This is a genomic window from Candidatus Thiodiazotropha sp. CDECU1, assembly GCF_963455295.1.
In the GTDB taxonomy this organism is placed as follows: Bacteria; Pseudomonadota; Gammaproteobacteria; order Chromatiales; family Chromatiaceae; genus Thiodiazotropha.
In genome coordinates this window covers 2,047,806-2,060,801 of sequence record NZ_OY734020.1, presented here as the reverse complement: position 1 = coordinate 2,060,801, position 12,996 = coordinate 2,047,806, and the positions used below count along the sequence as shown (strand labels likewise).

At 48.6% G+C, this 12,996-nt stretch carries 12 protein-coding genes; 6 read left to right on the top strand and 6 right to left on the bottom strand.

The genetic code is table 11. The features are described 5' to 3' along the window. Positions 1 to 229: 229 nt before the first annotated feature. Positions 230 to 364, top strand: a complete 135-nt coding sequence (locus R2K28_RS09320) for a hypothetical protein (protein ID WP_316369407.1) — start codon at positions 230 to 232, stop codon at positions 362 to 364. 161 nt (positions 365 to 525) lie between these two features. Here R2K28_RS09320 and rsgA read toward each other — a convergent pair whose 3' ends face one another. Beyond that, the gene (gene rsgA / locus R2K28_RS09315) at positions 526 to 1,599 is read right to left on the bottom strand and encodes a ribosome small subunit-dependent GTPase A (RefSeq protein WP_316369405.1); all 1,074 of its coding nucleotides are present in this window, start codon (positions 1,597 to 1,599) and stop codon (positions 526 to 528) included. A gap of 433 nt (positions 1,600 to 2,032) precedes the next feature. Here rsgA and R2K28_RS09310 point away from each other — a divergent pair, with 433 nt between their 5' ends. After that, entirely contained in the window at positions 2,033 to 3,082 is a 1,050-nt protein-coding gene (locus R2K28_RS09310) for an alpha/beta fold hydrolase (RefSeq protein ID WP_316369404.1), read from the top strand. A gap of 165 nt (positions 3,083 to 3,247) precedes the next feature. On the opposite strand, the gene R2K28_RS09305 is transcribed toward R2K28_RS09310, so the two are convergent. The 3 genes from R2K28_RS09305 to R2K28_RS09295 form a co-directional block, all read right to left on the bottom strand. Beyond that, positions 3,248 to 3,553 (bottom strand): hypothetical protein, encoded by a 306-nt coding sequence (locus R2K28_RS09305; protein ID WP_316369403.1) that lies wholly within the window; start codon positions 3,551 to 3,553, stop codon positions 3,248 to 3,250. 367 nt (positions 3,554 to 3,920) lie between these two features. Then, positions 3,921 to 4,316, bottom strand: coding sequence for an Hsp20/alpha crystallin family protein (locus R2K28_RS09300; RefSeq protein ID WP_316369401.1), 396 nt, complete (start codon positions 4,314 to 4,316; stop codon positions 3,921 to 3,923). 20 nt (positions 4,317 to 4,336) lie between these two features. Further along, positions 4,337 to 4,780, bottom strand: a complete 444-nt coding sequence (locus R2K28_RS09295) for an Hsp20/alpha crystallin family protein (RefSeq protein ID WP_316369399.1) — start codon at positions 4,778 to 4,780, stop codon at positions 4,337 to 4,339. A 337-nt stretch (positions 4,781 to 5,117) separates the two neighbouring features. Between R2K28_RS09295 and R2K28_RS09290 the strand changes: the two genes are divergently transcribed. From R2K28_RS09290 to dsrE2, 3 genes are all read left to right on the top strand, one after another. After that, complete coding sequence (locus R2K28_RS09290; protein ID WP_116447171.1) at positions 5,118 to 5,726, top strand: TetR/AcrR family transcriptional regulator; 609 nt, start codon at positions 5,118 to 5,120, stop codon at positions 5,724 to 5,726. Positions 5,727 to 5,796: 70 nt separating this feature from the next. Then, complete coding sequence (locus tag R2K28_RS09285; RefSeq protein ID WP_116447170.1) at positions 5,797 to 6,027, top strand: sulfurtransferase TusA family protein; 231 nt, start codon at positions 5,797 to 5,799, stop codon at positions 6,025 to 6,027. 98 nt (positions 6,028 to 6,125) lie between these two features. Further along, complete coding sequence (gene dsrE2 / locus R2K28_RS09280; RefSeq protein WP_116447176.1) at positions 6,126 to 6,653, top strand: sulfur carrier protein DsrE2; 528 nt, start codon at positions 6,126 to 6,128, stop codon at positions 6,651 to 6,653. Positions 6,654 to 6,688: 35 nt separating this feature from the next. On the opposite strand, the gene R2K28_RS09275 is transcribed toward dsrE2, so the two are convergent. Further along, entirely contained in the window at positions 6,689 to 7,378 is a 690-nt protein-coding gene (locus R2K28_RS09275) for a hypothetical protein (RefSeq protein ID WP_316369397.1), read from the bottom strand. A 180-nt stretch (positions 7,379 to 7,558) separates the two neighbouring features. On the opposite strand from R2K28_RS09275, the gene R2K28_RS09270 reads away from it, so the two are divergent. Next, positions 7,559 to 10,480 (top strand): M28 family peptidase, encoded by a 2,922-nt coding sequence (locus R2K28_RS09270; protein WP_316369395.1) that lies wholly within the window; start codon positions 7,559 to 7,561, stop codon positions 10,478 to 10,480. A 74-nt stretch (positions 10,481 to 10,554) separates the two neighbouring features. Here the strand turns inward: R2K28_RS09270 and R2K28_RS20425 are convergent, their stop codons facing one another. Beyond that, a complete protein-coding gene (locus R2K28_RS20425) occupies positions 10,555 to 10,770 on the bottom strand; it encodes a DUF1488 family protein (RefSeq protein ID WP_442871428.1) in 216 nt (71 codons plus the stop codon). Positions 10,771 to 12,996: the final 2,226 nt, after the last annotated feature.

The window sequence follows — 12,996 nt, the reverse complement described above, 5'->3', positions numbered from 1 at the left end:
GAACGGACCGACCATCCAGGTGGGTCGAATATCTCGTCCAGTATTAGTTAAACATCATTATTGATTCTTCGATGCACACCAAGTTAAGAGAAATTCAACAAGCTTGTAATGATCTTGATCAATAAAAAATAAATTACAAATATATAGTTTAAAACTATTTCATAAGATGCTAATATTACCCCCGAGATTGCAGATGTTATCAATTTCAGATTGCTAGTTGGAGATCATCATGAATGTAGCACCCATCTTGATCATGGCATCAGCCGTATTTGTATTTGCACTAACAGCTTTGAGTATCGCCACCATCCTTGGTGTGGGCATCAGCCAAGTGCGAAATTTCATGCAGAAGAGATCCCAGGCCTAACACCGTACAGATCCCCATTCTGACTAACCTGGACAAGCCATGCCGTGGAGAGTTGTGGGTGGTTGTGGCCCTTGTTAAGGGCGCGCCATTGACTGCGAGCCACGCCTTGGTCTGGCGTATTGGGGTGGCTCTGAATGGTACAGAATCTATGACGAGGTACACTAGTTGTCATACTTCTGCTTACCCTTGAGGGTTGTTTTAACGAGCTTGCCAAAATCCCTATCCTTCTTTCTTTTCTCCAGATAGGACATCTGATTGAATTCGGACTCTTTTTTCATCTTCAGATAGTTTTGATAACGGCGTGCGGATAGATCTCCTGCCCCTATCGCAGCCAAGATGGCGCAGCCTTTTTCATTGGTATGGGAACAGTTGGAAAATTTGCAGCCTTGCGATAGCTCCACTATTTCAGAGAAAGTCTCCTCCAGGCCTTCATCCACGAACATACTGCCAAGCTCTCTCATTCCCGGCGTATCTATTATCATCGCCCCATTGTCCAAGCGAACCAATTGCCGGCTTGTGGTTGTATGACGCCCCTTACTTTGGATTTTACTGACCGGCTGCGTGTCGAATTTATCACTACCTATTATGGTATTGAGTAAGGTGGTTTTACCGACACCAGACGAACCTAGCAAACAATAGGAAGATCCACTCTTCAATAAGCCAATAATTGAAGTAATATTGTTTCGGTTTAAATTGCTGAACTCCATCACGGTAGCTTGAGGTGCAATCCCCGATACTTTATTCTTTATTTCATCAACCTCTACATTTGGCAGAAGATCGCACTTACTCAGTAGAATTACAGGTTCGATACCACTTTCATTGACCATAACCAAGTAGCGTTCCAATCTGCGCAGATTAAAATTATCGTTCAGTGATTGAATGATAAAGGCAACATCTATATTCGCAGCTATCAGCTGGTAATCCACCAGCTTGCCGGCGGTTTTTCGCTTCAGAAGTGTTTTTCTTGGGAACACGCCATAAATAATTGCATGGGTTTCGTCATCATAAAAATCGGCATACACCCAATCACCGGTCGTAGGAAGATCACTGGAAGATTCAGTGGAGTAGAGAAGGTTGCCTGACAACTCAGCGAATACCTCTCCAGCGCCTTTTGTCACGGTGTAGCTATCTTTATGTACAGAGACCACCCGAGCAACATCATGCGCAGAAATCGCTTCATCATCGACTCGGCTCTTAAACCAGTCGCTATATCCTATATCTCTCAGATCAGTCATTAATATTTATATTTATCATTTACTTATAAATAATACCTAACACATAAGATTACCAGGCGGATTTTGTATCCGCCATACTTATTTTAGATTTATGTCGAAGACCCTGCCCTGAGAAGCAGCGAATGATTCCTATACAATAGGCTGTTAATGCAATCTCATGATGATTATCTTATCTTTTAATCGAATAAGATAAATCCTGAATACTCTTCAATCTCTAACTAAGCCATTCCACCTGGATTGGCTGAGATGCCGGTTATATCTGTCGATACTACCCACAAGATTGACAACCAATCAGAGGAAGTGTGATTACCTGATTGAATCAAAAACTACGTAGTACTACGTGGAGACCAACTATTACTAGCATGTCTATAATCCTCTACACAGGTATGTGTCCAGGTAATTTGATTAACTGTGAAGCAGGGGAATTCCAACCATGCTAGACAATCCTTTTTATTCTCAAGAACAACACGGCCCCTACCAATTCTATGATCTTGGAGATTTCGATTTAGAAGAAGGCAGTACCATACCCGACTGTCAAGTTGCTTACGCAACCTTTGGCGAGCTAAATACCACTAAAGATAATGCAATTATTTTTCCCCACATGTTCTCCGGCACCAGCAAACACATGGAAATGTACGTCGGTGAGGGAATGGCACTGGACCCGACAAGATATTTCATATTGTTACCGAACATGATCGGTGCCGGACTCTCAACTTCTCCCCACAACTCTCCAAATTCAATCGCCATGGCAAATTTTCCGAATGTTACAATTGGCGACGATATTCGCGCACAACATCGCTTGGCCACGGAGAAATTTGGGATCACTTCCGTTCAGTTGGTACTCGGATGGTCGATGGGTGCACAACAAGCATTTGAGTGGGCCGTGCGCTATCCAGACCTGGTAAAGCGCGTAGCACCAATCGGTGGAACTGCAAAAGGTACCGCACACAACCACATTCTGGTTGAAAACGCCATGCGCCAGATTCGATCTGACTCAGCCTGGGAAAACGGTAATTACAAACAGCCCAATGCTGTTAGTGAAGGCCTGAAAAATCTTGCACGATATTTTTCCATGATTGGCTTAAGCAAAGAATTCTATGCCCAGGAAACCTGGCGCGCTGCCGGCTTTAACTCGTTGGAAGAGTTTGAGACTAATTTTTGGGAAGCATGGTTTACACCGATGGATCCGAATGCACTGCTGGCCAGCTTACGTAAGTGGCAGCAAGCCGATGTGTCCAAACATACCGATGGAGATCTAGCTTCCGCTATGGGAAGGATCAAAGCATTGGTTTACAACATGCCGTTTGAGAAAGACCTTATGTTTACCGTCGACGAATGTAAGTTTGAACACCAACTGACTCCCAATAGTGAAATGCGTCCCATCCCTACCCTATGGGGTCATTTTGGCATGCTTGGGGTAGCAGCTGAAGACAAGGATTTTATCGACAACACCTTGAAAGAACTGCTATCGCAAGTGGCATAATATAAGGCATCCGCGATTTACGCATAGATTAGTCAATCTCAAAAAATACTCGGATGATATTCTTGAGTTACTGGCGCCATCAAAGGATCGACAGATGTAGACAGCCGGATCTTATTGAAGAGATCTCGCCACACTGAGTCAGAGACTATTGCTAACCGAAAATATTCAGGCTTTATCAGAGTTTTCGTCAAGCAAAACCCTAAGTTCATCCAGATCCAGGGATGTAGAAGACATGGATAGATTGGATGAGATACCGGTTACACCTGCCGTAGCATCCTTACGCATCGTCTCGACCATCTCGAGCAGTTCGAGATTATAGAGAAGCGAACGATCCCTTATTAAAATACGCTGATAGCTGCGAATCAGACGTTCGTCATTCTCTGTTTTTGGTGGGGAGTGTTCTGCAATCTTTTGACTGTAGTATTCACAGTTTTTCTTTGCGGAAAGAGAAGATGATGCTAAACCATTCATAATGTACTTTCCAAATAGTCGTTATCGTCAGTATGGCTAAACAAGCCGCTCAAACTCAAGAGAAGAATTAAACGCATGGGCTTACTACGCTATGCTTCTCTTGCTGTTCTGCATAGCAAGCCGCACAGGTTAATTCCTGCAGTATTTATGCCATGCTATGAAAAACAAATGCTTAGCTACAGGCCACTTTTGACTTGTAAAACATATCGACGATTTCAGAATTTCATTCTGACGAAATACGAATTAAGAGTGACCTTCTTACTCTGCAGAAGGAAAAGTTTACAACCGACAGCTTTACTAAAGATAGAAAAAACCCGGACATTAGCTGTCCGGGTTGGGGTTTCCGCAATGAAAAGTAGAGGGGAATTTATCCGTTGCGAATCTCAATCTTACGGGGTTGAAACTGCTCACGCTTCGGAATCCGCAGTGACAATACACCATCTTTTAGACTTGCTTCAGCCTTGTCCCCATCCAACTCGCTGCTCAGAGAGAAGCTGCGCTGGTAGCGGGTTGCGCGCACGTCGGCATATACCGCCTGCATCGCCTCCGGCATGTCAATCCCCGCCTTACCGTCTATGGAGAGGGTCTCGTTGTCCACCTGGATATCAAGCCCATCTTTAGTCACACCGGGAAGGTCCGCCGTGAGGGTGATACCCGACTCATCTTCAAAGATATCCACATCAGGTCGGATACTGCGTTGTGGCAACTCACGACGCCGTTGCGCTTGCACATCGCGTTTGGTTATCTCTTTGCTGCTACTCATTCTGTATACCTCCTGCCAACTTACTGCACGGTAATCTGTCGTGGTTTGGAAGATTCACGACGCTGGATAACGATATGCACCACACCATTGTCGTAACGGGCTTCCACCTTGTCCGCATCCACATCATCGGGCAACGAGACCACTTTGTGAAAAGCGCCGTCATAGCGCTCTTTTCTGAAGTAGTCAGTCTCCTCTTCCCGCGCTATGCTACGTTCACCTTTGATGGACAAGCGGTTTTCATTGATAGAGATATCCAACTTCTCTGGATCCATGCCTGCGGCAAACAGGTAGACATCCACCTGATCGGTGGTTACACCGACATTGATCGGCGGATAGTTTTCACTTACAACAGAGCGCATGGTATTCGGCCAGAAACCTGCGTCGAATAGTTGATCCATCTCCTGTTCAAGGCGTCTGAATTCATTAAACAGGCTTGAATTCAAGCCGTGTATTCTTGGCAACATCTCACTCGTCTCCTTGCATTGATATGCAACAAATCGTTAGCTTGCCTTTTAGATAGGGATGACCAGTTGGTTTTTCAAGATTGGGATACAACTAAGATGACTATCTTGTATTTCAACTTGGTCAGGTATGTGGTTATCAATGGACTATGCGGCATGCCATGCAATGAGAATCGAAAAAGTCATGTCAGGCTGAAAAAAAAACCGCCCTATATCCATTAATCGGCTGGGGTTATCTCTTGAAGGTACCCACGCCTGTAGGAGCTGAACAGATCTGGATTGAACAGGGAAAACTCAATCAAACTTGACTTGACCGACCGGTCTAATATAATTATCTACCATGACTATCGCCCCTGACACCAAAGACCGCATCCTGGCCACCGCCCGCGACCTCTTCCATGGGCGCAGCTATGCGGATGTGGGCATTAAAGAGATCTGCACCATGGCCAAGGTACAGAAGGGAAGCTTCTACCACTTCTTTCCCTCCAAGCGTGACCTGGCCATGGCGGTCATCGACAGCATGTCCGATGAGTGGGCGAACGGCTTTGTCGCCGAGGCCTTTGACGAGGCCCTCCCCCCCATCGAGCGGCTCGATTATATGGTGGATGCCGTCTATTTCTGGCAGAAGGCGGCGAAAAACATGGAGGGGCGTATGCCCGGCTGCCTGTTTGGCAATCTTGCCCTTGAAGTCAGTACCCGTGACGAGGTGATAAGGGCCCGGCTGAATGCGGTATTCGCAAAGGCCAGCGCCCGTTTTCACGAAGCCCTTGATGAGGCGGTTGAGAAAGGTGAGATTCCACCCCTGGACACTGAAGCCACCGCTACCGCAATGCTGGCCTATCTGGAAGGCGTGATACTGCTCGCCAAGACACGCAACGACCCCGAGGTGGTGAGATCCCTGGGGCCGGCCATCAAAAGCATACGTATCGAGCAAAGGCCACCGAATTGAGTTTTTTTGAGTTTCGACTTGACCGACCGGTCATCTTTTAGCTGTTTAAATGATGTAAAGGAGAAATGAGATGAATCAGACAACACACACCCTCGACGCCCGCGGTCTGAACTGTCCCTTGCCCATACTCCGGACCAAAAAGGCGATTGCAGCCCTCTCATCGGGGGAGATTCTGGAGATCACTGCAAGCGATCCCGGTTCCGTAAAGGACCTGGACTCATTCTGTAGTCAAACCGGTCATGAGATGGTCTCCAGTGAAGAGATCGAAGACGGATTCTTTTTCAGAATTCGCAAGGCTTGAGAATCCCATAGGAGGCTATCATGAGTAATACTGCATCACTGATCGATATCCCGAGCAAGGATCTGGACAACTGGTTTGATCAACGATTTGCCGAAAAGATGGCGGAACGGGAAGCGGCGCATATCCCCTCGATGACGATCATCGCCACTAAGGGAACCCTGGATATGGCCTATCCACCCTTCATACTCGCCTCCACGGCAGCCGCCTTGGGTTGGGATGTCTCCATCTTTTTTACCTTCTATGGACTGAACCTGTTGAAGCAGACCCTGGATCTCAAAGTGAGCCCCCTGGGTAACCCCGCCATGCCGATGAAACTACCGGAGGGCCCCACCTGGATCAAAGGCAAGGAGTTGCCCATGCCGACATCGGTGATGACACTCGTGCCGGGTTTTGAATCCATGGCCACCGGCCTGATGAAAAAGACCATGAACAATAAAGGCATCGCCAGTATCGAAGTGCTGCGTGAGATGTGCGTGGAGGCTGAAGTCAAATTGGTCGCCTGCCAGATGACCGTGGATCTGTTCGATTACGGTAAGGATGATTTCATCACCGAGATTGAAGAGTGGGTCGGCGCGGCAAGTTTTCTACCGCGCGCCATGAAGGCTGACGTCAATCTGTTTATCTGAGGCTTGGAATGACTCCCCCCACATGGGGGGATGCACTAACGCAGTGCCGGAACCAATTGGGTTAGATCGAGCGTCATACCTACATCCCAATCGATATTCCCCGTTGTTGCGGAATGAGACGCGCCACCACGTACACTCACACCGCTACCACCAATATTGCGCAACTGCGCACCGCCTCCACGGCCGCGTCCTCTCAACTGCACCGAGAAACCCCGTAACCCGGGTACAGGGAGCTGTCGCCCATTAACAAATCCGAGTACAAGCTCCCTCGTTTGCTGATTGATCAGCAGTGCGGTAAGGGATGTACCGACAACCGTAGCTGCCGCGGTAACCATCATGATCTGAGTTCCGACACCGCCCTGATTCCACTCTCGTCGCAGTCTTCTTTGACTATCCTGCAATAGTCGATTTGCGGTCTGCTGAACTGGCGGTAACAGCCACACCGCGCGCATGACGTCACCAACCTGCCCCGGTCTGGGTGTTGCCGGACCCGCTGCTGGTGGTGTCGAAGGTGCTGTCGAAGCGGGTGTCTGTAACATCATGTAGTTGAGCAGATTACGATCGAAGCTGCGCCAATTTGGCTGCAGAAACAGGCGTTGTATACGTGGCGGAAGGCTGCCTGCCCTTATCTGTGACATCTGTGCCTCGATTTCAGGATCAAGCCGCAATTGAAAATTACCCAGGTTGAAGCGCGACCCTCTTGCACCCAGTGTGTAATCACCCATCTCCTCACCCCCGTGCTATGTTATATGCCCTAAGTCTGGATCTTGCTGACGCACAAGGATAGCTACGCACATCACACATTGAGTGTGAAAAAATACCTCACTCCGAGTATGCTCCCTGATCCACCAGCATCTGTTAAATTGTGCTCATCCGCACATGTCGTAAGATCAAGGAGTCGAGAGATGTCGAAGCGTCTGATCACAGCTGTCTGTTTGTTATCGCTCTGTACTGTGTTTCCCCTCAATGCTGATACGCCTGCGGAATCAGAAGCGCGCCTGTTATCCAATATTCGTCAGCTGACCTTTGAGGGGCGTCGCGCCGGTGAAGGCTATTTCAGTGCCGACGGCAGTCGCATGGTGTTTCAATCCGAGCGTGATGACACCAATCCCTTCTACCAGATCTACCTGATGGATCTGGAGAACGGCGATGTAGAGCGGATATCCCCCGGCTATGGCAAGACCACCTGCGCCTGGATACATCCATCCAACAGCAAGGTTCTCTATGCCTCCACTCACCATGATCCGGATGCTCGAGACAAGATGCAGCAGGAGCTTGATTTCAGGGCATCTGGTCAACAGCGCCGCTACAGCTGGGACTACGACCGGAACTTCGATATCTACCAACAGATTGTCGCCACCGGTGAACGTAAGAATCTGACCCATACCATTGGCTATGATGCAGAGGCCGCCTATTCACCCGACGGAGAGCAGATAGTCTTTGCCTCCAACAGACGCGCCTACTCGGGTGAGATGAGTGAGGCTGAGAAGAAGATCTTCGAACACGACAAATCGTTCATGATGGATCTCTATCTGATGAATGCCGACGGATCAAAAGTCCGCCAACTGACCCGTTCACCCGGTTATGACGGCGGCCCCTTTTTCAGTTTCGACGGCACTAAAATCACCTGGCGCCGCTTCTCCGAGGATGGCAGCCAGGCCGAGATCTACAGCATGGATCTCGCCAGTGGTAAAGAGCAGCAACTCACCCATATGGGCGTCATGTCCTGGGCACCCTTCTTCCATCCCAGCGGCGACTATCTGATCTTCGCCTCCAATCTCGAAGGCTTTGCCAATTTCGAGCTCTATCTGGTGGACGCGCAGGGTAAACAGAAACCGGTCAGGGTCACCCATACCATGGGATTTGATGGACTCCCGGTATTCTCACCAGACGGTAACCGGCTCTCGTGGACATCGAAGCGCAGTACCAACAAGACAAGCCAGATCTTCATTGCCGATTGGGATGACGACAATGCACGTCACCTGTTGGGACTGGATAGTCCTGGAAAGGGTGATGACAAGGATCAATCCGCTGTCAATCTGCCCACCACATCAGATGCCATCAGCAGCGAGGACCTGCGCCAACATGTCACCCGGTTGAGCAGTGTTGAGATGGAGGGACGACTCACCGGAAGTGAAGGCGAACTACGCGCCACCCGTTATATAGCATCTGTTTTCCAGCAATTGGGCCTCGAGCCTGGGGGTGACAATGACTATATCCAGGTTTTCTCCTTCAGTGCCGGCGCCAGCCTGGGCGATGGAAACAGTCTTCAAATTACCGGGCTGGAGGAATCAGATCCAATCAGATTGCATCAGGATTGGCGTCCCCTGGCCCTCTCCCGAAACGGTCAAGTATCAAATGGCGGCATCGTCTTCGCGGGTTATGGTATTGACGCACCTGGCCTGGACAACATACCCGACTATGACTCCTATGGTGATCTGGATGTTATGAACAAGTGGGTCATGCTGTTTCGGTTTCAACCGGAATCGGTAACAGCGGAATGGCGACGTCATCTGCTGCACTACTCCGATCTGGACTATAAGGTATCGGTGGCGAAACGCCGGGGTGCGTTAGGCGTGATCGTGGTGACCGGACCCGGGGCGGAAGCGAAACAACAGTTGATCGATCTGGAGATGGAGGCGAATAGCGCCAGTAGCTCCATAGCGGCCATCTCCATCAGTGACGATCTTGCTTCGCGTATCCTGACTGCAGTCGGAAAGGAACTAAAGCAGCTTCAACACCAACTCGATACCGGGGAGTCGGTAGAGGGATTTACCATCCCCGGTGTCACCCTATCCACCGAGCTGGCGATCCTGCGGGAAAAACGCCAGGGCCGGAATGTTATCGCCAGACTGCCTGCAGACAAACCCTCGCAGATGGCGCCCGTCATCCTGGGCGCCCATCTCGATCACCTGGGACGTGGGGAGGTATCGGGTTCCCTGGCAGGTAGTGATGAACAGGGTGAAATCCACTATGGTGCGGATGACAATGCCTCGGGGGTGGCCGCCCTGCTGGAGAGTGCCCAATATCTGACTGGCCTGAAAAGGTCAGGCAAGTTGGGGAGTAAGCGGGATATTCTTTTCACCGCCTGGTCCGGTGAGGAACTAGGCACCCTCGGCTCTGCCCATTTTGTCGATCAGCTTGCTGCCGGCAAGACCCTGAGTGGCAAGGTGAGCGCCTATCTCAACATGGATATGATTGGGCATCTTCGGCAGAAGCTCTATCTGCAGGGAACCGGTTCGAGTGACACCTGGTCCCGGGAGATTGAACGCAGGAATGTGCCGGTGGGCCTTGCCATCGCCACCAAAGCGGATCCCTATCTACCCACGGACTCGACCCCTTTTTACATGCAAGGGGTACCTGTCCTGAATGCATTCACGGGCGCCCATGAAGACTATTCCACACCCAGAGACAGGGCCGAACAGCTCAACTATGAGGGGATGCAGAAGATCACCCGACTAATGTCTGGTATCACCCGCTCCCTGGCTCGATCCGATACGGACCCCGACTATCTGGAGGTTACCCGCAAGCAGAGTGGACTCTCCAGAAAACATCTGCGCGCCTATCTGGGTACGATCCCCGCTTATGGTCAGGATGAAGCGGTGAAAGGTGTAAAACTGCAAGGCGCGGTCAAGGGCGGACCTGCCGAAAAGGCCGGCATACAAAACGGTGACATACTGATTGGGCTTGATGGTGTTCAAGTAGAGACGATCCACGACTTCATGAATGCGCTGGCGGGTTTGAAGCCTGGAGAAGAGACTGAGATGAGGGTATTAAGAAGTGGGAAATCTGTATCTCTACGCGTTGTGCCCGCATCAAGAGAGTAAGTATCACCAACCTGGTAAAAATTTACATGGTCTCAGCCAAGAGCGGTCATAAAGTAATTTGTACTTACTTACTCCTACGAAAGATGACATGCGAGGATAAGAACGGAGCCATCCTCTTCGTAGGTCTCGTTTTCGATGAGCATTGCCGCCGCTTTATGTATAGCTATTCGGTGCTGAGCGACAGAGTGCATGGGATCCTCATCTGAGGCGCAGAACTTATCTCTCAAGGTTTTCTGTGAGATCCTGCAAAGCACACGTTGTTTTTTGAATTGCGCTGCAATGGTAGCCATTTTTGTCATACTATTCCAACACTCAAGTCGCGGAAAGGAAACCCCTGTGTTTCCTGAATCAACTGTTCTGTGGGTGGTTAATTTCACGTCAAACCCTGTTCACTGGTATGATTTAAGATCAATATAGTTATAAACTCTCAGTTTAATAAAACTCATCGTGACCGTTCATCCCCTAAGAACGTTTTAGTTTCCTTCTTAGACTTCTTCGCCGCCCGTCTCTCACGGAGAGTCATGGTCGGTTTCTTTTTCGCCTCTCTATTGCTTAGCCGGTTCTTGCTCATGGGTATAGCTCCTTATTTTAAATGGACATGGTATAGCTCTATCTGAGCCGCGGCTGCAACCAAGCTTGGTAAACGACCTTTGGCATGTGTTGTAATCATTTTCCTGCTCTCAGGAGATTTATACGGCGTGCTCTTTTGTCAGTGAGCAACCTACGAAAACGAGATGAAAGAAGGTGATTCTCTCCGAGTGAAAATCATTTCCCCATGACTCACAAAACCTGCTCAGTCAATCCACGAATCCTCGTATAATTCCTTACCATAATCATTGAGAATGTAGAAACGGGATTCACCGCTCCTGTTAGCAACATTGCAAGCATCCACTGCTTTACTGAATTGAAGGAATTGGTTGACAGGAATTTGGCGATATAGTGACGAGGATCCGGAGAGCAAGTAGTTTAGGGTGAACTTTTCTGACTTCATCAGACGGTACATTACTGTTTCCTTATTGTGTAAGAGGGCAGATTCCTTTGCAATCAGACGGAGAGGAATATAACTCAGTATAGTTGAAGTTATGCTAATTATATTTTTATTTTTTCTCGCAGTGACTTGATACAGCTTGAAAAAAAACAGGTCACAGAGCTAATAATTTTAGTAATATGGCATTCACCTCATGAAGAACATATTTCCCAGTCGCTATTCTGATATTGGTCTTTTTAATAGACACAGACGGGGGATTCATCGTGAATCCTGTAGCAGTTTTATCTAAACAGTTGCTGTCAGACGAAGTGTTGGTAGTGTCTACAGTTTAACCAGGTTGGCAAACCGGCTACCCTGCGCAACTGGGCCAGCAGGGAAAAGACAGTATCCTCTCATTGTATCTGTCAAGCAAATTAACTCAGCTAATGAAGTGAGATCTCCCCTACTAGTTCGATCAACCCATAGGCGAGCGTTTTAATCATATTTGCTGAACACAATGTATAAGTTTTTCTACTGGATTTCCTTTGTCACAAGACGTCAGGGCTTTTTACCAGAATTTCATGTATACTTTACACAAGTTAGATAACCACCCCCTGACTGCCTTCCTGAGATCATTTCTCCTTCAGTCGTTGGTTATTACTTTTAATTCCGGCTTCCATTGATTCCGACTCATTGGAATACAAACTTCAATACACACTGATTAATCAGAGAATAGCTCATGAATCCTAATCGACGACTAAATTCCAGTGGAATTCAGTTTCTGATGGTCATCTTATTTATCGTAGTGGTTCCCAACCAAGTAGTTGCTTTGGAAAGTTCTCCCGAGATACCAGAACATGCAAGTGCATCGAAATATGGATATGGATGGGCATGTGATCAAGGCTACCGCGAGGTAGACAATAACTGTATTGCCATCAATCTACCTGCTAACGCATACCTGACACATAAGTCCTACGGGCAAGGTTGGGAATGCGATTGGGGATATCGGAAACTAGACCGATCCTGTATTGCTATCAAGGTACCCACAAATGGGTATCTGACAGACTCTGCATATGGATCCGGGTGGGATTGCAATAGAGGATACCGATCAGTTAAACAGGCTTGCGTTGCCATCAAGGTACCCCAACACGGTTATTTGACAGACTCCTCAAACGATTCTGGCTGGAAGTGCGAGCGTGGGTATCGAGCGGTCGGTAAGGCATGTGCGGCGATTAAAGTACCTACCAACGGATACTTGACAGAGTCTCCATATGGACCTGGCTGGAAGTGCCATCGAGGTTACCTGGCGAAGAGAGAGCAGTGTCTCGCTGTAAAAATACCTCCGCAAGCTCACCTTGATTTTACCGGCACAAAATGGATATGTAATCGTCCTTACCAAAAGAACCTGGATAAATGTGTATTACCCTGAAGTGATCAAACAACAGCCACGCATTTGGCTCCAGTTCCCAGAACCGACGGATAGAACATCGCGGCCGGACTCCAAGATAAGATGGTCACTTCCAACTCGCCGGCACAGAATTGTGTGGGC